This window comes from Humibacillus xanthopallidus (genome assembly GCF_006716675.1).
GTDB lineage: Bacteria > Actinomycetota > Actinomycetes > Actinomycetales > Dermatophilaceae > Humibacillus > Humibacillus xanthopallidus_B.
Genome location: NZ_VFPM01000001.1, coordinates 360,067 through 382,692 on the forward strand (window position 1 = coordinate 360,067; position 22,626 = coordinate 382,692).

At 68.0% G+C, this 22,626-nt stretch carries 15 protein-coding genes and 3 rRNA genes; 6 read left to right on the forward strand and 12 right to left on the reverse strand.

Annotation, left to right across the window (positions count from 1 at the left end; translation table 11 throughout):
• Positions 1 to 4 precede the first annotated feature (4 nt).
• Positions 5 to 1,408, reverse strand: a complete 1,404-nt coding sequence (locus FBY41_RS01500) for an NAD(P)H-quinone dehydrogenase (RefSeq protein ID WP_141841658.1) — start codon at positions 1,406 to 1,408, stop codon at positions 5 to 7.
• 94 nt (positions 1,409 to 1,502) lie between these two features.
• On the opposite strand from FBY41_RS01500, the gene FBY41_RS01505 reads away from it, so the two are divergent.
• Entirely contained in the window at positions 1,503 to 2,336 is an 834-nt protein-coding gene (locus FBY41_RS01505) for a purine-nucleoside phosphorylase (RefSeq protein WP_260439498.1), read from the forward strand.
• A complete protein-coding gene (locus FBY41_RS01510; protein ID WP_141841660.1) occupies positions 2,336 to 4,030 on the forward strand; it encodes a phospho-sugar mutase in 1,695 nt (564 codons plus the stop codon). The genes FBY41_RS01505 and FBY41_RS01510 overlap by 1 nt, the downstream gene beginning before the upstream one ends.
• Before the next feature lie 27 nt (positions 4,031 to 4,057).
• On the opposite strand, the gene FBY41_RS01515 is transcribed toward FBY41_RS01510, so the two are convergent.
• Positions 4,058 to 4,687 (reverse strand): PH domain-containing protein, encoded by a 630-nt coding sequence (locus FBY41_RS01515; RefSeq protein ID WP_141841661.1) that lies wholly within the window; start codon positions 4,685 to 4,687, stop codon positions 4,058 to 4,060.
• Positions 4,688 to 4,897: 210 nt separating this feature from the next.
• On the opposite strand from FBY41_RS01515, the gene deoC reads away from it, so the two are divergent.
• Genes deoC through FBY41_RS01535 form a run of 4 tightly spaced genes read left to right on the forward strand, consistent with a single transcriptional unit; the run spans position 4,898 to position 8,933 of the window.
• Positions 4,898 to 5,884 carry a deoxyribose-phosphate aldolase gene (deoC, locus tag FBY41_RS01520; RefSeq protein WP_141841662.1) on the forward strand — a complete coding sequence of 329 codons (987 nt, stop codon included), beginning with the start codon at positions 4,898 to 4,900 and terminating at the stop codon, positions 5,882 to 5,884.
• Positions 5,885 to 5,902: 18 nt separating this feature from the next.
• Positions 5,903 to 7,372: an aldehyde dehydrogenase family protein gene (locus FBY41_RS01525; RefSeq protein ID WP_141841663.1), complete on the forward strand. Its 1,470-nt coding sequence runs from the start codon at positions 5,903 to 5,905 to the stop codon at positions 7,370 to 7,372.
• Positions 7,369 to 8,256, forward strand: coding sequence for an aldehyde dehydrogenase family protein (locus tag FBY41_RS01530; RefSeq protein ID WP_141841664.1), 888 nt, complete (start codon positions 7,369 to 7,371; stop codon positions 8,254 to 8,256). The genes FBY41_RS01525 and FBY41_RS01530 overlap by 4 nt, the downstream gene beginning before the upstream one ends.
• Before the next feature lie 2 nt (positions 8,257 to 8,258).
• Complete coding sequence (locus tag FBY41_RS01535; protein ID WP_141841665.1) at positions 8,259 to 8,933, forward strand: uridine kinase family protein; 675 nt, start codon at positions 8,259 to 8,261, stop codon at positions 8,931 to 8,933.
• Positions 8,934 to 8,941: 8 nt separating this feature from the next.
• Here FBY41_RS01535 and FBY41_RS01540 read toward each other — a convergent pair whose 3' ends face one another.
• The 10 genes from FBY41_RS01540 to FBY41_RS01590 form a co-directional block, all read right to left on the reverse strand.
• A complete protein-coding gene (locus FBY41_RS01540) occupies positions 8,942 to 10,120 on the reverse strand; it encodes an adenosine deaminase (RefSeq protein ID WP_141841666.1) in 1,179 nt (392 codons plus the stop codon).
• Positions 10,117 to 10,488 carry a cupin domain-containing protein gene (locus FBY41_RS01545; RefSeq protein WP_141841667.1) on the reverse strand — a complete coding sequence of 124 codons (372 nt, stop codon included), beginning with the start codon at positions 10,486 to 10,488 and terminating at the stop codon, positions 10,117 to 10,119. The genes FBY41_RS01540 and FBY41_RS01545 overlap by 4 nt, the downstream gene beginning before the upstream one ends.
• 171 nt (positions 10,489 to 10,659) lie before the next feature.
• Positions 10,660 to 10,776 (reverse strand): 5S ribosomal RNA (gene rrf / locus FBY41_RS01550).
• A 77-nt stretch (positions 10,777 to 10,853) separates the two neighbouring features.
• Positions 10,854 to 13,983 (reverse strand): 23S ribosomal RNA (locus tag FBY41_RS01555).
• A gap of 403 nt (positions 13,984 to 14,386) precedes the next feature.
• A 16S ribosomal RNA gene (locus tag FBY41_RS01560) occupies positions 14,387 to 15,914 on the reverse strand.
• Together the 16S, 23S and 5S rRNA genes form the textbook arrangement of a ribosomal RNA operon.
• Before the next feature lie 583 nt (positions 15,915 to 16,497).
• Positions 16,498 to 17,787 (reverse strand): thymidine phosphorylase, encoded by a 1,290-nt coding sequence (locus FBY41_RS01565; protein ID WP_141841668.1) that lies wholly within the window; start codon positions 17,785 to 17,787, stop codon positions 16,498 to 16,500.
• A 66-nt stretch (positions 17,788 to 17,853) separates the two neighbouring features.
• Positions 17,854 to 18,252 (reverse strand): cytidine deaminase, encoded by a 399-nt coding sequence (locus tag FBY41_RS01570; protein ID WP_141841669.1) that lies wholly within the window; start codon positions 18,250 to 18,252, stop codon positions 17,854 to 17,856.
• A 176-nt stretch (positions 18,253 to 18,428) separates the two neighbouring features.
• The gene (locus FBY41_RS01580; RefSeq protein WP_141841671.1) at positions 18,429 to 19,709 is read right to left on the reverse strand and encodes an ABC transporter permease; all 1,281 of its coding nucleotides are present in this window, start codon (positions 19,707 to 19,709) and stop codon (positions 18,429 to 18,431) included.
• On the reverse strand, positions 19,706 to 20,824 hold the full coding sequence (locus FBY41_RS01585) for an ABC transporter permease (protein WP_141841672.1): 1,119 nt from the start codon (positions 20,822 to 20,824) through the stop codon (positions 19,706 to 19,708). Before FBY41_RS01585 ends, FBY41_RS01580 begins: the two co-directional genes overlap by 4 nt.
• Positions 20,821 to 22,476, reverse strand: coding sequence for an ABC transporter ATP-binding protein (locus FBY41_RS01590; protein ID WP_260439499.1), 1,656 nt, complete (start codon positions 22,474 to 22,476; stop codon positions 20,821 to 20,823). Before FBY41_RS01590 ends, FBY41_RS01585 begins: the two co-directional genes overlap by 4 nt.
• Between the last annotated feature and the right edge of the window lie 150 nt (positions 22,477 to 22,626).

Below are 22,626 nucleotides of genomic sequence, written 5' to 3' on the forward strand. Positions count from 1 at the left end.
GCCGTCAGTCCGACTGGTGCAGCTGACGCGCCGCCTCCGCGATCGAGCCCGAGAGCGACGGGTAGACGGTGATGGTGCTCGCCACCTGGTCGACCGAGAGCCGGTTCTGCACGGCGAGCGCCACGGGGTGGATGAGCTCTGACGCCTTCGGCGCGACGACGACGCCGCCGAGCACCGTGCCGTAGCCCTTGCGGCAGAAGAGCTTGACGAAGCCGTCGGTGATGCCCTGCATCTTGGCGCGCGGGTTGCGCGCGAGCGGCAGCATGACCGACTCGACGTCGGCTGAGCCGTCGGCTGCGGCCTGCCCGATGCCGACCGTCGCGATCTCGGGCTCGGTGAAGATGTTGGCGGCGACGCCGGTCACGTTGAGCGGCGACACGGCGTCGCCCAGCGCGTGCCACATCGCGATGCGTCCCTGCATGGCGGCCACCGAGGCGAGCGGGAGCACGCCGGTGCAGTCGCCGGCCGCATAGATGCCGGGAACGGTGGTGCGCGAGACCCGGTCGACCTGCAGGTGGCCCTGGGGTCCGAGCTCGACCCCGATCTCCTCGAGGCCGAGACCGGCTGTGTTGGGCACGGAGCCGACGGCGAGCAGGGCGTGCGACCCCTCGACGGTGCGGCCGTCGACGAGCGTGACGACGACCCCGTCAGCGGTGCGCTCGACAGCGGCTGCGCGCGACTTCCCGAGGACCTCCATCCCCCGCTTGCGGAAGACGTCCTCGATGACGGTGGCGGCGTCGGCATCCTCGCCGGGCAGCACGCGCTCGCGCGACGAGACGAGCACGACCTGCGAGCCGAGTCCGAGGTAGGCCTGGGCGAGCTCGGCACCCGTCACGCCGGAGCCGATGACGATGATGCGCTCGGGCAGCTCGTCCAGGGTGTAGATCTGCTGCCAGGTGAGGATGCGCTCGCCGTCGGGTCGCATCGTGTCCATCACCCGGGGCGAGGCGCCGGTCGCGACGAGGATGACCTCGGCGGCCAGCTCCTGCGCCTCGCCGTCGGCGAGCTCGGCGACGATGAGTCCCCGGTCGGCGATGCGGGCCGTCCCGCGCAGCACGGTGACGCCGACCTGCTCGAGGCTGCGCTGGATGTCGGTGCTCTGCGCCGCTGCGAGGTCGAGGATGCGGTCGTTGACGGTGTGCGCGAGCGCCACGGCGTCGGAGACCTCGTCGCCGTCGGCGTCCTGCAGCCGCACCCCCAGTCGGGCGGCGACCTCGAAGTCGGACATGTAGTCGGCCGTGGCGATGAGCGCCTTGCTCGGCACGCAGTCGGTGAGCACCGCCGCGCCGCCGACGCCGTCGCGCTCGACGACGGTGACCGTGGCCCCGAGCTGGGCTGCGACGAGGGCGGCCTCGTAGCCGCCGGGGCCACCGCCGATGATGACGACGGACGTGTCTCGCGTGATCACGCGTCCATCCAACCATCCGCCTCGCGGCCGCCGACGTCGGCTCGTGCGGGGCATCGGGGTCCGCGCTTCTCCGGGCGTCGCTAGAGTCCTGTGCGTGACGACGACACCCGACCTCCTGTCCGACCCGGCCACCGACCCCTTCGCCGTCGCGGAGCAGGCGGCAGCCGTCATCGCCGAGCGCACCGGCGCCGAGCGGCACGACGTCGCTCTCGTGCTCGGCTCGGGATGGGGCCAGACCGCCGATCTCGTCGGCGAGACGCTCGCCACGGTCGACCAGGCGCAGGTGCCGGGCTTCCACGGCGCGGCCGTCGCCGGGCACTCGAGCGTCATCCGGTCCGTCGCCATCGGCGACACCGGGCGGCGGGCCCTCGTCTTCGGCACCCGCACCCACTTCTACGAGGGCCGCGGCGTGCGGGCCGTCGTGCACGGCGTGCGCACGGCCAGGGCCGCCGGCTGCTCGACGATCGTGCTGACCAACGGCTGCGGCGGGCTCAACCCCGCCTGGGGCCCCGGCACCCCGGTGCTCATCCGCGACCACATCAACCTGACGGCGCACTCCCCCATCGAGGGCGCGAACTTCGTCGACCTCACCGACGTCTACACCCCGCGCCTGCGCGACATCGCCCGCGAGGTCGACCCGGACCTCGACGAGGGCGTCTACGTCCAGTTCCGCGGGCCACACTACGAGACGCCGGCCGAGGTGCAGATGGCCAAGGTCATCGGCGGCGACCTCGTCGGCATGTCGACCTCGCTCGAGGCGATCGCTGCCCGGCAGGCCGGCCTCGACGTGCTCGGCATCTCGCTCGTGACCAACCTCGCCGCCGGCATCTCGGACACCCCGCTGTCGCACGCGGAGGTCCTCGAGGCCGGCCAGGCGGCTGCCGCGCGCTGCGGCCGCCTCCTCGCCGAGGTCGTCGGGAGGATCTGATGGCTGCGGTCCCCGCCACCGACTCCGCCGAGACGCTGTATGCGGCCGCGCGGGCCTGGCGCGACGACGACCCCGACCCGACGACCCGCTCCGAGCTCGAGTCCCTCCTCGCGTCCGCAGAGTCCGGCGACGAGGCTGCTCGGGCCGACCTCGCCGACCGGTTCGTCGGCATGCTCGAGTTCGGCACGGCCGGCCTGCGCGGGGCCCTGGGCGCGGGCCCCAACCGGATGAACCGCAGCGTGGTCATCCGTGCGGCAGCCGGCCTCACGGCATACCTCAAGCAAGAGGGCAGGGCGGGCGAGCGACCTTGCGTCGTCATCGGATTCGACGCGCGCTACAACTCCGACGTCTTTGCCCGTGACACGGCTGGGGTCGTCGTCGCGGCGGGCGGCCGGGCGCTGCTGCTGCCCCAGCCGCTGCCGACACCGGTGCTCGCCTTCGCCATCCGCCACCTGGGCGCCGACGCCGGCGTCATGGTGACGGCGAGCCACAACCCGCCGCAGGACAACGGCTACAAGGTCTACCTCGGTGACGGCAGCCAGATCGTGCCGCCCGCCGATGCCGACATCGCCCGCCACATCGCCGCCGTCGAGCACGTCGCCGACGTGCCGCGGGCCCACGAGGGCTGGGAGACCCTCGGCGAGCGGCTGCTCTCCGACTACCTCGACGCGGTCGTCACCGTCGTCGACCCGAGCTCCCCGCGCGACCTGTCGATCGTGCACACGAGCCTGCACGGTGTCGGGCACGGCACGGTCCACGAGGCCTTCATCCGAGCCGGGTTCGCGGCCCCCGTGGCGGTCGACGAGCAGGCGGTGCCCGACCCCGACTTCCCGACCGTGGCGTTCCCCAACCCGGAGGAGAAGGGCGCGATCGACCTCGCGCTCGCCCGGGCCCGCGAGGTGCGCTGCGACCTCGTCATCGCCAACGACCCCGACGCCGACCGGTGCGCCGCGGCGATCCTCGACCCGGCGACCGGCGACTGGCGGATGCTGCGCGGCGACGAGGTGGGCGCCCTGCTCGGCGCGCACCTCGTGGCCCGGGGCGTCGAGCGGCGCGATGTCTTCGCCAACTCGATCGTCTCCTCACGCCTCCTGGCCGCCATCGCGCGCGCCGCCGGCATCCGGCACGAGGAGACGCTCACCGGCTTCAAGTGGATCTCTCGGGTCGAGGGCCTGCGCTACGGCTACGAGGAGGCCCTCGGCTACTGCGTCGCCCCCGACCTCGTGCGCGACAAGGACGGCGTCAGTGCTGCGCTGCTCCTCGCCGAGCTCGCGGCGGGGCTCAAGGCGCAGGGCCGCACGTTGTCAGACCTGCTCGACGACCTCGCCGCCGAGCACGGCGTGCACGCCACGGACTCCTTTGCAGTACGGGTCGAGGACCTCGGCCAGATCGACACCCTCATGGGTCGGTTGCGCGCCGAGCCCCCGAGCTCCGTGGCCGGCATCGACGTCGTGAGGCTCGACGACCTGAGCCGCGGCGACGGCGGGCTGCCTCCGACCGACGGGTTGCGCTTCCTGCTGTCCGACGACTCGCGCGTCATCGTCCGCCCGAGCGGCACCGAGCCGAAGGTCAAGGTCTACCTCGAGGTCATCGAGCCCGTGCACACGCGCGACGACCTGAGCCGGTCGCGGGCGCTCGCCGAGACGCGGCTCGCGTCGGTGCGCGCAGACGTCGAGCGCCTCACCGCCCTCTGACGAGCCGGCAGGCATCCTCGAGAACTCCTAGAGGACGCCGATCCCCAGGGCGAAGAAGGCAAGGGCGACCGCGAGCAGCCCCACCGAGACGGGGTCCCAGCTCTGGTGGGCGATGCGAGGGGTCGGGTCGCCCTTGCGCCGCCGGTCGGCCTCGATGAGCGCCTCGACCTCGGCCGCCACCGACTGGGCCTCGACCTTGGCCCGCTTGACCGGCTCCTCGGCCGGCCGGGTGCCCGAGGCGGTGACGCTGCCGGCCTTGGCCATCCGGTTGGCGGGCACCGTGAGCAGCGACCGGCCGTACTTCGGACGGCCGGGGTCGGCGGGCACGCCCCACGCGGTGTACTTCTTGCCGTCGGCCACGAGCTCGAGGGCCCACTTGGAGCGCACCTCGGTGATCGTCGGCCACGTGAGGTCGACGACGCGCATCGGGTTGACGAGCCGGATGCCCTCGTCGTGGATGACGGCGGCCGGCCGCACGACGAAGAGCCACAACAGCACGAGGGCTAGCGTCACCGAGGAGACGAGCGCCCAGCTGCGGGGCTCCGTGAGCAGGGCCGGCACGAGCAGTGCGAGCCCGGCGACGGCCGCGATCGCACCGACGGCGATGCTGGAACCCGGTCGGAGCGTTCGGCCTTTCGGCCGGCTCGTATCGCCCATCGTCACTGCTCCTCGCCTCCACGCTCGTCCAGCCGCTGTCTCGCCGGGGCGACGTCAGGACGTTTCGACCCTGTTCGTCCCGGTGTGCGCACCGGTCGGTCCCGGTCTGGCAGAGACTGTCTCACGCCCGGCTGTCAGAACGCTGTCCCGGGTCACCCGTCGACCCGTCGGGCGGACGTCGCCGTCTCGAATCGTGGATAGACTCCCCGGGTGACTGTAAGCACCACCACCCGCTCGGCTGCAGAGCTGACGGCCCAGGCGCGCGACGTCCTCGGCGTGTCACGCCTGACGAACCGTGCGCTCACGTCCTGGCTCCACGGGCTCCCCGGCGTCGACCAGGTCGGCTGCGAGGGCCGCGTCGCCGGGCTCGGCACCCGGTCGATCAAGACGACGAGCAAGGCCTGGGCGATCGACACCGCGATCGCCATGATCGACCTGACGACCCTCGAGGGCTCCGACACCCCGGGCAAGGTCCGGTCGCTGTGCGCCAAGGCGCTCGTGCCCGACCCGCTCGACCCGACGACCCCGCGGCCCGCGGCGATCTGCGTCTACGGCGACATGGTCGCGACGGCGAAGGCCGCGCTCGGCGACAGCGGCATCCACGTCGCCGCCGTCGCGACGGCGTTCCCGTCGGGCCGGGCGAGCATGGCGGTCAAGCTCGCCGACACGCGCGACGCCGTCAAGGCCGGCGCCGACGAGATCGACATGGTCATCGACCGCGGCGCGTTCCTCTCCGGCGACTACCTCACGGTGTTCAACCAGATCGCCGAGGTCAAGCAGGCCTGCGGCGACGCTCACCTCAAGGTCATCATGGAGACCGGCGAGCTCGTCACCTACGACAACGTGCGCCGGGCCTCCTACCTGTCGATGCTCGCCGGCGGCGACTTCATCAAGACCTCCACCGGCAAGATCCAGCCGGCGGCCACCCTCCCCGTCACGCTCATCATGCTCGAGGCCGTCCGCGACTGGCGCGAGCTCACCGGCGTGCAGGTCGGCGTCAAGCCCGCCGGCGGCATCCGCACGACGAAGGACGCGATCAAGTACCTCGTCATGGTCAGCGAGATCGCCGGGGAGGACTGGCTGACGCCCGAGTGGTTCCGCTTCGGCGCCTCCGGCCTGCTCAACGACCTTCTCCTGCAACGGCAGAAGCTCGCGACGGGTGCCTACTCCGGCGCCGACTACGTGACGATCGACTGACCGACGAAGGAACTGCGCATGCCCACGTTCGACTACGCCCCCGCGCCCGAGTCGCGATCGGTCGTCACGATCGCCCCGACCTACGGCTTCTTCATCGACGGCGCCTTCACGCGCCCCAAGGCCACCTTCGCCACCCTCAACCCTGCTGACGAGTCGGTGCTCGCGGAGGTCAGCCAAGCCGGTCCCAAGGACGTCGACAAGGCGGTCGCCGCCGCCCGGCGCGCGTTCGAGGGCGAGTGGGGTCGCCTCAGCGGCGCCGAGCGCGGCAAGTACCTCTTCCGCATCGCGCGGATCCTGCAGGAGCGGGCCCGCGAGTTCGCCGTGCTCGAGACCCTCGACAACGGCAAGCCGATCAAGGAGACCCGCGACTTCGACGTGCCGACGGCCGCGGCGCACTTCTTCTACCACGCGGGCTGGGCCGACAAGCTGGAGTATGCCGGCCTGTCGGCTCCCGGGGCCACGGCCCGTCCGCACGGGGTCGTCGCGCAGGTCATCCCCTGGAACTTCCCCCTGCTCATGCTCGCGTGGAAGATCGCCCCGGCGCTCGCGACCGGCAACACCGTCGTGCTCAAGCCGGCCGAGAGCACTCCCCTGTCGGCGCTGCTCTTCGCCGAGGTGTGCCAGCAGGCCGACCTGCCGGCGGGCGTCGTCAACATCGTCACGGGTGACGGCCGCACCGGCCAGGCGCTCGTCGAGCACCCCGACGTCGACAAGATCGCCTTCACCGGCTCGACGGAGGTCGGCAAGATCATCGCCCGCTCGATTGCCGGCACGGCGAAGAAGGCGACGCTCGAGCTGGGCGGCAAGGCCGCCAACGTCGTGTTCGACGACGCCCCCATCGACCAGGCCGTCGAGGGCATCGTCGGCGGCATCTTCTTCAACCAGGGCCAGGTCTGCTGCGCCGGATCGCGCCTGCTCGTGCAGGAGAACGTCCACGACGAGGTCGTCGCCAAGCTGAAGCGCCGCCTGCAGACCCTGCGCGTGGGCGACCCGATGGACAAGAACACCGACCTCGGCGCCATCAACTCCCGCGAGCAGCTCGACCGCATCACGACCCTCGTCGACGCCGGTGTCGCGGAGGGCGCGGAGCGCTGGAGCCCGGCATGCACCCTGCCGACCAAGGGATTCTGGTACCCCCCGACCCTGCTCACCGGCGTCGCGCAGACCCACCGGGTGGCGACGGAGGAGATCTTCGGGCCGGTGCTGTCGGTCCTCACCTTCCGCACACCCCAGGAGGCCGTCGCCAAGGCCAACAACACGGCATACGGCCTCTCGGCGGGCGTCTGGACCGAGAAGGGCTCGCGCATCCTCTGGATGGCCGACCAGCTGCGGGCCGGCGTCGTCTGGGCCAACACCTTCAACCGCTTCGACCCGACGTCGCCCTTCGGTGGCTACAAGGAGTCGGGCTACGGCCGCGAGGGCGGACGCCACGGCCTCGAGGCCTACGTGACGACCACCCCTGCGACCCCGACGGGAGCCACCCGATGAGCCGCCTCGACGTGCGCAAGACCTACAAGCTCTACATCGGCGGGAAGTTCCCGCGCAGCGAGTCCGGACGGTCGTATGCCGTGCAGTCGGCCTCCGGGGAGTTCCTCGCCAACGCGTCGATGGGCTCGCGCAAGGACGTGCGCGACGCCGTCGTCGCGGCCCGGGCGGCCTTCGGTGGGTGGGCCGCCGCGACGCCGTACAACCGTGGTCAGGTGCTCTATCGCGTGGCCGAGGTGCTCGAGGGCAGGCGGGCGCAGTTCATCGACGAGGTCGCCGCCGGTGAGGGCCTCACGGCCCGCGCTGCCGCGGGTGTCGTCGACGCCGCGGTCGACCGTGTCGTCTGGTATGCCGGGTGGACCGACAAGATCGCCCAGGTCCTCGGCAACCTCAACCCCGTCGCCGGTCCCTACTTCAACGTGTCGGCGCCCGAGCCGACTGGAGTCGTGGGCGTCCTTGCGCCGCAAGCCTCCTCGCTGCTCGGACTCGTCTCGGTCGTGGCTCCGGTCATCGCCTCGGGCAACACGGCCGTCGTCGTCTCGTCGGCCGCGCGGCCGCTGCCCGCGGTCACGCTCGGTGAGGTGCTCGCGACGTCTGACGTGCCCGGCGGCGTCGTCAACATCGTCACGGCCCAGACCGCCGAGGTCGCGACGTGGCTCGCCGCGCACCGCGACGTCAACGCCATCGACCTCACGGGAGTCGCCGGCGCCGAGGGCGTCGACTGGGCCGGTCTCGAGGCCGAGGCTGCCGGCAACCTCAAGCGCGTGCTTCGCCCCCAGGTCGCCGGCGGCGTGCCCGTGGAGCCGGACTGGACGGCCGCGCCGGGGCTCGAGCGCATCCGCGCCTTCGTCGAGACCAAGACCGTCTGGCACCCCAAGGGCCTCTGAGGTTGGCCCCGACACCCGGCCCGGCCGGCTCCGAGTCTGCGGCTGCTGGTCCGGCCGCCGGCCGTCGCCGCGTCATCCTGCTCACCGGTCCCAGCGGGGCGGGCAAGAGCAGGCTGGCGGAGCGCCTGAGCGCCGCCCACGGCTGGCCGGTCGTGCGGCTCGACGACTTCTACCGGGAGCACCACGACCCGCACCTGCCCCGCTCCCCCCTCGGCATCCCCGACTGGGACCACATCGACTCCTGGCACGCGGACGCAGCCGTGGAGGCGCTGCGACAGCTCGTCGACGAGGGCCGCGTCGAGGTGCCCGTCTATGACATCGGCACGTCGGCCGTGACGGGTCGCCACGTCGTCACGGCGGGCCCGCACGACTACGTCCTCGCCGAGGGGCTCTTCGCCGCTCGTCTCGTCGACCAGCTCCGCGAGCAGGGGCTGCTCGCGGAGGCGCTCTGCGTGCGCCAGAACCGCTTCCTCACCGCGCTGCGTCGCTTCGCTCGTGACCTCGCCGAGCGGCGGAAGCCGCCCCACATCCTCGTCCGCCGCGGTCTGGCCCTGCTGCGCGACGAACCACGGGTCATCGCCGAGGCGCAGGCCCACGGCGCACGCTGCATCCACCCCAGGCAGGCCGAGAGCGAGCTCTCCGGCCTGCCTGCGACGGCCCTGCCGGCGGGTCCCTGAGACGACCGTCAGTGGGTGGGGGCCCCGTCGTGGCCCAGGGCGGCATACCCCGGCTTGATGACGTCGTTGATGAGCGCGAGCCGCTCGTCGAACGGGATGAAGGCCGACTTCATCGCGTTGATCGTCACCCAGCGCAGGTCCGCGAGGTCCCAGCCGGCGGCCTCGGCGAGCAGGGCAGCCTCGCGGCTCATCGACGTGCCGCTCATGAGGCGGTTGTCGGTGTTGAGCGTGACGCGGAAGAGAAGCCGCTTGAGCAGGGTGATGGGGTGAAGGGAGATGGAGAGCGCGGCCGAGGTCTGCAGGTTGCTGCTCGGGCACATCTCGAGCGGGATGCGGGTGTCGCGCACGTAGGCCGCGAGACGCCCGAGGCGCACCCGCTCGAGCTCCACCTCGACGAGCGCTGCGGGGTTGCCCTTGGCTCCCTCGAGCCACTCGGCGAAGGGGGCCCCGTCGATGGTGATGTCGTCGACGATCCGCACGCCATGGCCGAGACGGTCGGCGCCGCACCACTGGATGGCCTCCCAGATGGAGGGCAGCCCGAAGGCCTCCCCCGCGTGGATCGTGAAGTGGGCGTTCTCGCGCCGGAGGTACTCGAAGGCGTCGAGGTGGCGGGTCGGCGGGTGCCCGGCCTCGGCGCCGGCGATGTCGAAACCGGACACGCCCTCGTCGCGGTAGCGCACCGCCAGCTGCGCGATCTCCGTCGACTTGGCGGCGTGACGCATTGCGGTGAGCAGTGCCGTGACGCGGATCGGGTGGCCCGCCTCCGCCGCCTTGGCCTCGCCGTCGCGGAAGCCGGCGTTGACCGCCTCGACGACACCCTCGAGGGTCAGGCCTGCGCGCAGGTGCTGCTCCGGCGCGTAGCGGCTCTCCGCATAGACGACGCCATCGGAGGCGAGGTCCTGCGCGCACTCGCTCGCGACGCGGAAGAGCTCTTCGCGGGTCTGCATGACCGCCAAGGTGTGGTCGAAGGTCTCGAGGTAGCGCGGCAGCGAGCCTGAGTCGGCGCTGTCCCGGAACCACTGGCCGAGCGCGTCGGCGTCTCCCGCCGGGAGTGCGTCATAACCGTTCTCAGCCGCCAGCTCGATGATCGTCGCCGGGCGCAGACCGCCGTCGAGGTGGTCGTGCAAGAGCGCCTTGGGCGCCTTCGCCGCGGTGTCGGCGTCGAGAGCCGTCACCGTGCCGGTCACGCCTCGTCCTCGCGGTGCACGGAGTCGGGTGAGAAGGCCGGCAGGCACACGGCGACGTACTCGGCCCCCTCGGGCCCGCAGGAGTAGCGGATGCGTTCGCCGCCGCGGGTGATGACCGTCTGGCCGGCCGGGACCTCGAGGGTCCCGCCGTCGTGGTCGACGAGCACGGTACCGGCGAGCACGAGCGTGATCTCGTCGAACTCCGGCGTCTGGAACGGCTCCGACCAGCCTCCGGGAGCCTTCATGTGGGCGACGGACACGGAGGCCTGGAGGCCGGCATTCGGCGTCGTGACGCCGCCGACGTGTTCCTCGATGACCTTGCCGCCGGGCACGGGGATACGAGTGGGTGAGGGGATCAGCTCTGGCACGCACCAACCCTACGCCCTGGTCACCGCCCCCTTGCTCACGCCCGCTCAGCACGGTCCCGCGCTGAGCTGTGCAGGCCCCGGAGTCGTCCAGCACGGTGCCGGTCCTGCTCGAACAGGACCCGGAAATGCGACAACCCCGCCGGGATACCCGGCGGGGTTGTCTTAAAGTATGTCCGGCTGCGTCCTACTCTCCCACACCGTCACCAGTGCAGTACCATCGGCGCTGAAGGGCTTAGCTTCCGGGTTCGGAATGGAGCCGGGCGTTTCCCCTTCGCTATGGCAGCCGTAACTCTATGGAGATATCAATCAGTGGGTGGTTCCCGTTTGTATCTCGGGAACTGCACAGTGGACGCGTAGCATCTTTGTAAGTCAAGTCATCGGCTTATTAGTACCGGTCAGCTCCACACATTACTGTGCTTCCACGTCCGGCCTATCAACCCAGTAGTCTAGCTGGGAGCCTCTCGCCCTCGCGGGCCTGGAAACCTCATCTTGAAACGTGCTTCCCGCTTAGATGCTTTCAGCGGTTATCACTTCCGAACGTAGCTAATCAGCGGTGCCCTTGGCAGGACAACTGACACACCAGTGGTTCGTCCATCCCGGTCCTCTCGTACTAGGGACAGCCTTTCTCAAGTTTCCTACGCGCACAGCGGATAGGGACCGAACTGTCTCACGACGTTCTAAACCCAGCTCGCGTACCGCTTTAATGGGCGAACAGCCCAACCCTTGGGACCTACTCCAGCCCCAGGATGCGACGAGCCGACATCGAGGTGCCAAACCATGCCGTCGATATGGACTCTTGGGCAAGATCAGCCTGTTATCCCCGGGGTACCTTTTATCCGTTGAGCGACGGCGCTTCCACAAGCCACCGCCGGATCACTAGTCCCGACTTTCGTCCCTGCTCGACATGTCTGTCTCACAGTCAAGCTCCCTTGTGCACTTACACTCGAAACCTGATTACCAACCAGGCTGAGGGAACCTTTGGGCGCCTCCGTTACCTTTTAGGAGGCAACCGCCCCAGTTAAACTACCCACCAGGCACTGTCCCTGATCCGGATCACGGACCGAGGTTAGATATCCAGAACGACCAGAGTGGTATTTCAACGTTGACTCCACCATCACTGACGTGACGGCTTCACAGTCTCCCACCTATCCTACACAAGCCGTACCGAACACCAATACCAAGCTGTAGTAAAGGTCCCGGGGTCTTTCCGTCCTGCTGCGCGTAACGAGCATCTTTACTCGTAGTGCAATTTCGCCGAGTTCGTGGTTGAGACAGTGGAGAAGTCGTTACGCCATTCGTGCAGGTCGGAACTTACCCGACAAGGAATTTCGCTACCTTAGGATGGTTATAGTTACCACCGCCGTTTACTGGCGCTTAAGTTCTCAGCTTCGCCGTGAGGCTAACCGGTCCCCTTAACGTTCCAGCACCGGGCAGGCGTCAGTCCGTATACATCGTCTTGCGACTTGGCACGGACCTGTGTTTTTAGTAAACAGTCGCTTCTCCCTGGTCTCTGCGGCCGATCACGCTCACCCAGCTAGTGGGGTCACGATCAGGGCCCCCCTTCTCCCGAAGTTACGGGGGTATTTTGCCGAATTCCTTAACCACGATTCACTCGATCGCCTTGGTATTCTCTACCTAACCACCTGAGTCGGTTTGGGGTACGGGCGGCTCGAACCTCGCTAGAAGTTTTTCTCGGCAGCATAGGATCACCCTCTTCCCGCATTCGCGGTCACTATCAGGTCTCAGGCTTCATGCGGTCCGGATTTGCCTGGACCGCGCCCTACACCCTTGGACGTGGACTACCATCGCCACGCGGAGGCTACCTTCCTGCGTCACTCCATCGCTTGACTACTACAAGGTCGGGTCGTGCGCTCCACACACCCGGTGACCCCGAAGGGTCGATGGGCGTGCTTCAGGCACTTAGCATCACTCGGTTCATCAGGGGCGGTTCTTCGCCGGTTCCGGAATATCAACCGGATGTCCATCGACTACGCCTGTCGGCCTCGCCTTAGGTCCCGACTTACCCAGGGCAGATTAGCTTGACCCTGGAACCCTTGGTTATTCGGCGGACGGGTTTCTCGCCCGTCATTCGCTACTCATGCCTGCATTCTCACTCGTGTGGCCTCCACGGCTGGTTCACACCGCCGCTTCCCTGGCCACACGACGCTCCCCTACCCATCAACACGCCTGGACACCGAACCCGCAGGTGTCGGTGCCGAGCAAATATGTCAATGCCACAGCTTCGGTGGTGTGCTTGAGCCCCGCTACATTGTCGGCGCGGAATCACTTGACCAGTGAGCTATTACGCACTCTTTCAAGGGTGGCTGCTTCTAAGCCAACCTCCTGGTTGTCACAGCAACTCCACATCCTTTCCCACTTAGCACACGCTTAGGGACCTTAGCTGGTGATCTGGGCTGTTTCCCTCTCGACTACGGAGCTTATCCCCCGCAGTCTCACTGCCACGCTCTCACTTACCGGCATTCGGAGTTTGGCTAACGTCAGTAACCTGGTGAGGCCCATCAGCTATCCAGTAGCTCTACCTCCGGCAAGAAACACGTGACGCTGCACCTAAATGCATTTCGGGGAGAACCAGCTATCACGGAGTTTGATTGGCCTTTCACCCCTACCCACAGCTCATCCCCTCAGTTTTCAACCTAAGTGGGTTCGGTCCTCCACGCAGTCTTACCTGCGCTTCAACCTGGCCATGGGTAGATCACTCCGCTTCGGGTCTAGACCCAGCGACTCATTCGCCCTGTTCGGACTCGCTTTCGCTACGGCTTCCCCACACGGGTTAACCTCGCCACTGAGCACTAACTCGCAGGCTCATTCTTCAAAAGGCACGCTGTCACCCCACACGCCCAACGGCGGGAGGCTCCAACGGATTGTAGGCACACGGTTTCAGGATCTATTTCACTCCCCTCCCGGGGTACTTTTCACCTTTCCCTCACGGTACTTGTCCGCTATCGGTCACCAGGGAATATTTAGGCTTAGCAGGTGGTCCTGCCAGATTCACACGGGATTTCTCGGGCCCCGTGCTACTTGGGAAATCCACCGGGAGTCCACACCATTTCGTCTACGGGGGTCGCACCCTCTGTGCCGAGCCATTCAATGCTCTTCGACTATGACGCAGATTTCTCACTCCCTGCCGGCCTGTCAGAGCCAGCTGGCGGGTCCCACGACCCCGGACATGCAACGCCTGACAGCTATCACACACGCCCGGTTTAGCCTCATCCGCTTTCGCTCGCCACTACTCACGGAATCACTGTTGTTTTCTCTTCCTGTGGGTACTGAGATGTTTCACTTCCCCACGTTCCCTCCACACACCCTATATATTCAGGTGCGGGTGACTGGACTTGCCTCCAGCCGGGTTTCCCCATTCGGAAATCCTCGGATCACAGTCTGGTTATCGACTACCCGAGGCTTATCGCAGATTCCTACGTCCTTCTTCGGTTCCTGGTGCCAAGGCATCCACCGTGTGCCCTTAAAAACTTGAACACTACAAAGATGCTCGCGTCCACTGTGAAGTTCTCAACATACAACCGGCACCCCACACCCGAAGCAGCAACGCCGCTCCATCGATGAGGCCCACGACCAGAAGAAACCAGCCGGCACACACCACCACCACGACCACACCCTCAAGGTGCCGCCGTGCCGGCCAGTGCGCGTCGCCCGATCCTTCAGGACCCAACAACGTGTCAGGCACCCACTCCGAACCACCCCCACGTTCCACTGCTGATTCCACTGCTGAAACCAGCCTGTACTTGCGGGAGCACCCCATCACGAGCGCCGATAATCGATGTTCCACCCTTGAGCACCCGCTGCCCCACACTCGGGGACAGACCGGGCTCTGGACCACACCCAGACCCCGCAGGGACCGGTGTGGGCAGATGCTCCTTAGAAAGGAGGTGATCCAGCCGCACCTTCCGGTACGGCTACCTTGTTACGACTTAGTCCCAATCGCCAGTCCCACCTTCGACGGCTCCCCCCACAAGGGTTGGGCCACCGGCTTCGGGTGTTACCGACTTTCGTGACTTGACGGGCGGTGTGTACAAGGCCCGGGAACGTATTCACCGCAGCGTTGCTGATCTGCGATTACTAGCGACTCCGACTTCATGGGGTCGAGTTGCAGACCCCAATCCGAACTGAGACCGGTTTTTTGGGATTCGCTCCACCTTGCGGTATCGCAGCCCTTTGTACCGGCCATTGTAGCATGCGTGAAGCCCAAGACATAAGGGGCATGATGATTTGACGTCATCCCCACCTTCCTCCGAGTTGACCCCGGCAGTCTCCCATGAGTCCCCAACCACCGAAGTGTTGCTGGCAACATGGAACGAGGGTTGCGCTCGTTGCGGGACTTAACCCAACATCTCACGACACGAGCTGACGACAACCATGCACCACCTGTACACCAGTCCGAAGACGCACCCATCTCTGAGTGATTCCGGTGTATGTCAAGCCTTGGTAAGGTTCTTCGCGTTGCATCGAATTAATCCGCATGCTCCGCCGCTTGTGCGGGCCCCCGTCAATTCCTTTGAGTTTTAGCCTTGCGGCCGTACTCCCCAGGCGGGGAACTTAATGCGTTAGCTGCGGCACGGATCTCGTGGAATGAGACCCACACCTAGTTCCCAACGTTTACGGCATGGACTACCAGGGTATCTAATCCTGTTCGCTCCCCATGCTTTCGCTTCTCAGCGTCAGTAGTGGCCCAGAGACCTGCCTTCGCCATCGGTGTTCCTCCTGATATCTGCGCATTCCACCGCTACACCAGGAATTCCAGTCTCCCCTACCACACTCTAGTCTGCCCGTACCCACTGCAAGTCCGGGGTTGAGCCCCGGATTTTCACAGCAGACGCGACAAACCGCCTACAAGCTCTTTACGCCCAATAATTCCGGACAACGCTCGCACCCTACGTATTACCGCGGCTGCTGGCACGTAGTTAGCCGGTGCTTCTTCTGCAGGTACCGTCACTTGCGCTTCTTCCCTGCTGAAAGAGGTTTACAACCCGAAGGCCGTCATCCCTCACGCGGCGTCGCTGCATCAGGCTTCCGCCCATTGTGCAATATTCCCCACTGCTGCCTCCCGTAGGAGTCTGGGCCGTGTCTCAGTCCCAGTGTGGCCGGTCGCCCTCTCAGGCCGGCTACCCGTCGTCGCCTTGGTGAGCCACTACCTCACCAACAAGCTGATAGGCCGCGAGCCCATCCCAGACCGAAAAAACTTTCCACCCCCTGCACATGCGTACGAGGGTCATATCCGGTATTAGCTCCGGTTTCCCGGGGTTATCCCAGAGTCTGGGGCAGGTTACTCACGTGTTACTCACCCGTTCGCCACTGATCAGACCAAGCAAGCTTGATCGTCACCGTTCGACTTGCATGTGTTAAGCACGCCGCCAGCGTTCGTCCTGAGCCAGGATCAAACTCTCCGTTGATGTTCAAACACCCACCACCCAAAAGGCAGCGAGCAAACTTTGAACCCAAAAAGGGTCCGAAACCCAGCTGAAGCCGAACAACCAGCTCAAAAAGCTAGGTCATTCGTTCAACCAAAGGATAAATCACCCCGAAACCAACCAACCACACCAAACGATGCGACCAGCCAGCCCCGAGACGAGGTAATTGGCATCGATTATCTGACACGCTGTTGAGTTCTCAAGAATCGGACACACACCGTTTCACCGCTTCGTGAGCGATGATCAGGGGCAAGGCCATCTAAGTTACCCGCCGGTCTGATCGGAGTCAAACTCGCCGCGGCTCCAGGAGCCGCACCTCGCTTGACCCGCCAGAAGCGGGCCCCGCCACGAGACGACCGGGCGAACCGACCGTCCATCTGTCTTGGGGATCAGCCCCGGGACCGGCCAACTTCGCTTGGTGATCTCTCACCGCCGCGGTGGCGTCCGTTCCTCCCTGTCGGGCTGACGAAGAGAACATTACACGGGGCCTGCGGCAAACGCCTAATCGGTCCTCCGGCCCTCCTCGCCGCCCACCCCGACAGGCCTCTGACCTGCGCGAACGACCTCAGGAGACGCGTTCGATGACGATCGGCGGCAGATCGGGCCTCGACCCCTCCGGGGCGATGAGGAAGCCACCCTCGAGCGACTCCAGCGCACGGTCGAAGCGCTCCGGCTCGTCGGTGTGCAGCGTGAGGAGCGGTTCGCCGCCGCGCACGACGGCTCCGGGCTTGGCGTGGATCTCGACACCGGCGCCTGCCTGCACGGGGTCCTCCTTGCGCGCACGGCCCGCGCCGAGCCGCCACGCGGCGACGCCGACGGCGAGTGCGTCGAGCTGGACCAGGACTCCGTCGGCCGGCGCGACCACGACGTGCGTCTCGCGGGCCGTCGGCAGCGGTGCGTCGGGGTCGCCGCCCTGGGCGCGGATCATCCGGCGCCACACATCCATCGCGCGACCGTCGGCGAGCACGTCTGCCGGGTCGACGTCGTCGCGACCCGCGCCGGCGACCATCTCGCGGGCGAGCGCCAGGGTCAGCTCGACGACATCGGGCGGTCCCCCGCCCTGGAGCACCTCGACGGACTCGCGCACCTCGAGCGCGTTGCCGGCAGTGAGCCCGAGAGGGGTCTCCATGTTGGTGAGCAGCGCGACCGTCTTGACCCCCGCGTCGGTGCCCAGACGCACCATCGTCTCGGCGAGCTCACGCGCCTGGCCCAGCTCCTTCATAAACGCGCCGGAGCCCACCTTGACGTCGAGCACCAGCGAGCCGGTGCCCTCCGCGATCTTCTTGCTCATGATCGACGTGGCGATGAGGGGCACGCAGGACACCGTGCCCGTGACGTCGCGCAACGCATACAGCTTCTTGTCGGCAGGGGCGAGCCCGGTGCCGGCGGCGCAGATCACCGCGCCGACGTCCTCGAGCTGGGCGAGCATCTCCTCGTTGCTCAGCGAGGCGCGCCACCCCGGGATGGACTCGAGCTTGTCGAGCGTGCCCCCGGTGTGGCCGAGCCCGCGCCCGGAGAGCTGCGGCACCGCCACGCCGCACGCGGCGACGAGCGGCGCGAGGGGCAGCGTGATCTTGTCGCCCACTCCCCCGGTCGAGTGCTTGTCGCTCGTCGGGCGCGAGAGCCCGGAGAAGTCGAGCCGCTCACCCGAGCGGATCATCGCGTCGGCCCAGCGCGCGATCTCGCGTGGGCTCATGCCGTTGAGATAGATCGCCATCGCGAGGGCCGACATCTGCTCCTCGGCCACCACCCCTCGGGTGTAGGCGTCGATCACCCAGTCGATCTGGGCGTCGGACAGCTCCGCCCGGTCGCGCTTGGCAGAGATGACGTCGACGGCATCGAAGGCTTCGCTCACGTGCCCATCCTCACCCATCCACGCCTCTCGACGCAGGTTCTCGGTTGGGCACGTGGCGAACGAGGTTCACGGCCGTGCGTCCCCGCCCCCGAGGTTGGCGGGCCCGAAGGCCTGTGGCAGGACCTCGGACATCGGCAACACGCCTTCAGGTGTCATGACGAGGCAGCCCGGCCCGCCGTTCTCCCAGAGGAGCTGGCGGCAGCGCCCGCAGGCCATGAGAGGCGCACCGTCGCGCCCCACGCAGTAGACCGCTGTCAGGCGCCCTCCGCCGGTCGCGTGCAGCTCCGAGACCATGCCGCACTCCGCGCAGAGCCCGACGCCGTAGGCAGCGTTCTCGACGTTGCACCCGGCGACGACGCGGCCGTCGTCGACGAGCCCGGCCACCCCCACGGGGAAGTGGGAGTAGGGCGCGTAGGCCCGCTCCATGAGCTCGACCGCACGAAGGCGCAGCGCCTCCCAGTCCACCGGGGCAGGCTCCGCGCTCCCGCTGGGGTCGGTGCCACCGGGGGGAGCCGAGGTATGCCGCGAGGCGCGCCCCGCGGCATACCCGGGCTCGTCGGTTGGCTCGGTGGGCTCCGACGGCTCGGTGGGCTCCGTCGGCTCGGTGGGCTCCGTCGGCTCGGTGGGCGGCGAGGACGCCACTAGTGGCCCTCGCCCTTGCGGTAGACCTGCCCGTCGGCCGCCGGCATGCGCAGGCGTTGCGAGGCGAAGGCGAGCACGAGCAGGGTCGTGACGTAGGGCGTCGTGCCGGACAGCTCGGGAGGCACGATGTCGGTGAGGGCGTACCACGTGCCGACGAGCGCACCGACGACGATGGCGAGGATGCCCTGGACCTTGCGGCCCTTGCGCACGATCTGCCACACGCCGATGGCGATGAGCAGCACGGCGAGCAGGAGCAGGAAGGCGTGGACCGTCGTGCCACCCCCGCGCAGCTGGGCCGCGTCGGTGTAGCCGAAGAGCGCCGAACCTGCGAGCAGCCCGCCGGGGCGCCAGTTGCCGAAGATCATGGCGGCGAGGCCGATGTAGCCTCGGCCGCCGGTCTGGCCGTCACGGAAGACGTTGGCCGCGACGAGGGCGAGGAAGCCACCGCCGAGACCGGCGAGACCGCCGGAGATGAGCACGGCGACGAACTTGTAGCGCAGCACGTTGACGCCGAGCGACTCCGACGCCACTGGGGACTCGCCGACCGACCGCAGCCGCAGCCCGAAGGCCGTGCGCCACAGCAAGAAGTACGTGAGGACGAAGAGCAGCACCGCGAGGATCGTCACGACCGAGACGTTCGTGACGAACGCGCGCAGGATGCCCGCGAGGTCGGAGACGAAGAAGAGGCGCTGCCTCTCGAGCGTGCCGAGCGCGTCCGACAGCCCGGGGATCGTGACCGTCGGCAGCTCGGGCAGCGGCGGCGACTGGGTCGGGCCACCGCCGGGCAGCGGGCTGAAGAAGCGCACCGAGAGGTACTTGGCGAAGCCGAGGGCGACGATGTTGAGCGCGACGCCGGAGACGATGTGGTCGACGCCGAAGGTCACCGTGGCCACCGCGTGCACGAGGCCGCCGACGACCCCGCCGATGACGGCGCCGACGAGGCCCCACCACGGACCCAGGTGGTAGCCGAGGAAGCCGGCGCCCCATGTGCCGAGGATCATCATGCCCTCGAGGCCGATGTTGACGACGCCCGCGCGCTCCGACCAGAGACCGCCGAGGCCGGCGAGGGCAATGGGCACGGCGAGACCGAAGGCCGCGATGAGCAGGCCGGAGGAGTCGATGTCGTTGGCGCCGGTGACGACGCGCAGGACCGACACGACGAACACTCCGGCCAGCAGGACCCCCACCCACTGGAGCCGGGTCAGGTTCAGCCCGCGCTTGCGCATCGGGGTGCTCTCGGGCACGACCTCGGTGCCCACCTGGAGATCGGAGGCGCTCATGCGGCCGCTCCTTCCACGCTCGGGGCATCGGATCTCGTGCCGGCCAGCTCCCTCGCGACGCGCTGCTGCTCGAGCCGCACGTCGGCCCGTCGGATGAGCTCGTAGGCGATGACGACGGCGAAGAGGATGACGCCCTGGATGATGAAGACGACCTCGGAGGCCACGCCGGCCTTGATCTGCAGGGCGTTGGACTGCACGTCGAGGAACGACCACAGCAGGGCCGCGACGGCGATGCCGAGCGGGTGGTTGCGTCCGAGCAGCGCGATGCCGATGCCGGCGAAACCGAGGCCGGCCTGGAAGGTCGTGCCGTAGCTGTGGTCCTGGCCGAAGAGCAGCGGCATCCCGATGAGGCCCGCGAGCGCGCCGGAGATGACGAGGGTCGAGACGACCATGCGGGGCACCTTGACGCCGCTCGCCACGGCCGCCGTCTCGGACCGACCGGTGGCGCGCAGGTCGAAGCCGAAGCGGGTCTTGCCGATGAAGAACCAGTAGGCGACACCGACGACGATGGCGAGCAGGAGGAGCGTGTAGACCTTGTTGCTCGCCCCGGGGACGATGGCGAGCCCGTCCAGCTGCGACGACTCGGGGATCGGCGGCGTCGAGATCGTGTTGCTGCCCTGTTGCTTGACGGCCACCTTGAGCAGGAGCCACTGGACGACGCCGGTGGCGATCGCGTTGAGCATGATCGTGCTGATCACCTCGGAGACACCGCGCTTGACCTTGAGGTAGGCGGCGATGCCGGCCCACATGCCGCCCGTGGCCATCGCGACGACGAGGGTCAGCAGCACGTTGAGCGGTCCCGGGAACCACGCCTGGCCGGCGAAGAGGGCACCGGCGAAGGCGGCGACGCGGTACTGCCCGTCGACGCCGATGTTGAAGAGGTTCATCCGGAAGCCGACGGCGACCGCGATGGCTGAGAGGTAGTAGACGGTGGCGCCGTTGATGATCTGGACGAACTGGCGTGGACGCGGCCAGGACAGGATCGTCTGCCAGACCTCGACGACGGGGTCACCGAGGGCGAGCAGGATCGCGGAGGTCACGAGGAAGGCGACGAGCAGGGCGAGCAGCGGCGCAGCGAGGCCGAGCAGCGCCTTGCGGGCGTTGAAGGTGCTCATCGGCTCTCCTCGGCGTCGCCGGTGTGGTCCGTCGGCGGGGCCACAGCGGGCGGGGCGGTGCTTCCGTCGCCGGCCGGCGCTTCGCTGGGCTGGACGTCGCTGGGCTGGGCTTCGCTGGGCTGGACGTCACTGGTCTGGACGTCACTGGTCTGGACGTCACTGGTCTGGGCATCACTGGTCGGAGCCCCAGCGTGGGCGGCCGGGGCCGCGGCGCCGGTCATGGCTGCACCGAGGTCCTCGGCCGTGACCGTGTCGGGGTCGAAGGTGCCCGTGAGGCGCCCGCGCAGGAGGACCTGGATGGTGTCCGAGAGGCCGATGAGCTCCTCGAGGTCGGCCGAGATGAGCAGGACGGCGAGGCCGTCGCGGCGGGCCTTGCGGATGATGTCCCAGATGCTGGCCTGCGCGCCGACGTCGACACCGCGGGTCGGGTGCGAGGCGACAAGCACCTTGGGCTCGTGGCTCATCTCGCGACCGACGATGAGCTTCTGCTGGTTGCCACCCGAGAGGGAGCCCGCGGTGACGAAGATCGACGGGGTGCGGACGTCGTACTCCTTGACGATCCGCTCCGTGTCGGCCTTGGCACCGGCGGCGTTGATGAGGAAGCCCTTGGCGTTGGGCTCCTCGGTCTGGTGGCCGAGGATGCGGTTCTCCCAGAGGGGCGCCTCGAGCAGCAGGCCGTGACGCGTGCGGTCCTCGGGGATGTAGGCGACGCCGGCCTCGCGGATCTCGCGGGTGCGCCAGTCGGAGATGTCGGTGTCACCGAGGAAGACGAGCCCTGAGGTGGGCTCGCGCATGCCCATGATGACCTCGACGAGCTCGGCCTGGCCGTTGCCCTCGACGCCGGCGATGCCGAGCACCTCCCCGGCGTGGATCGTCAGCGAGATGCCGTCGAGCACGTTGCGGCCGTCGCCGACGCCGGCGAGGACGAGGTCCTCGGTGCGCAGCACGACCCGGTCGGTGACGGTTGACTCCTCCGTCTGCGGAGTCGGCAGCTCGGCTCCGACCATGAGCTCGGCGAGCTGGCGGGCATTGACCGACGCGGGGTCGACCGTGTCGACGGTCGTGCCCCGGCGGATCACGGTGATGGTGTCGGCGACCGACAGCACCTCGTCGAGCTTGTGCGAGATGAACAGGACGGTGAGCCCCTCCGACTTCAGCTCGCGGAGGTTGTCGAAGAGCTCGTCGACCTCCTGCGGCACGAGGACGGCCGTCGGCTCGTCGAGGATGATGACCTTGGCGCCGCGGTAGAGCACCTTGAGGATCTCGATGCGCTGGCGCGCGCCGACGCCGAGGTCCTCGACGAGCGCGTCGGGGTCGACGTCGAGGCCGTAGGCCTCGGAGATGCGCCGGATCTCGCGCCGGGCGCCGTCGCCGATGCCGTGCAGCTTCTCGGCGCCGAGGACGACGTTCTCGAGGACGGTGAAGTTGTCGGCCAGCTGGAAGTGCTGGAACACCATGCCGATGCCGGCATCGATGGCGTCGGACGGTGAGTTGAGGTGCACCTCGCGACCGTCCACTCGGATCGTGCCCTCGTCGGGGCGCTGGACGCCGTAGAGGATCTTCATCAACGTCGACTTGCCGGCGCCGTTCTCGCCGACGATGGCGTGCACGGTGCCGCGGCGGGCGGCGAAGCTGATGTCCTTGTTGGCCACGACGCCGGGGAAGCGTTTGGTGATCCCCTCGAGCTCTACGGCGTTATCGCTCGCAGCCGGATCGGCGGCTCGCTCGGGTGCTGCAGCAGTGATGGCGACAACTCCTCGTCCGGGCCCGGGCGCGGGGTCCGGGCTGAAGTGGCGGCTCCC

Coding starts and splice junctions, on each gene's coding strand:
- FBY41_RS01585 (WP_141841672.1), bottom strand. CDS start 20,824: ATGAGCACCTTCAACGCCCGCAAGGCGCTGCTCGGCCTCGCTGCGCCG.
- FBY41_RS01510 (WP_141841660.1), top strand. CDS start 2,336: ATGGCTGCGGTCCCCGCCACCGACTCCGCCGAGACGCTGTATGCGGCC.
- FBY41_RS01530 (WP_141841664.1), top strand. CDS start 7,369: ATGAGCCGCCTCGACGTGCGCAAGACCTACAAGCTCTACATCGGCGGG.
- FBY41_RS01515 (WP_141841661.1), bottom strand. CDS start 4,687: ATGGGCGATACGAGCCGGCCGAAAGGCCGAACGCTCCGACCGGGTTCC.
- FBY41_RS01580 (WP_141841671.1), bottom strand. CDS start 19,709: ATGAGCGCCTCCGATCTCCAGGTGGGCACCGAGGTCGTGCCCGAGAGC.
- FBY41_RS01525 (WP_141841663.1), top strand. CDS start 5,903: ATGCCCACGTTCGACTACGCCCCCGCGCCCGAGTCGCGATCGGTCGTC.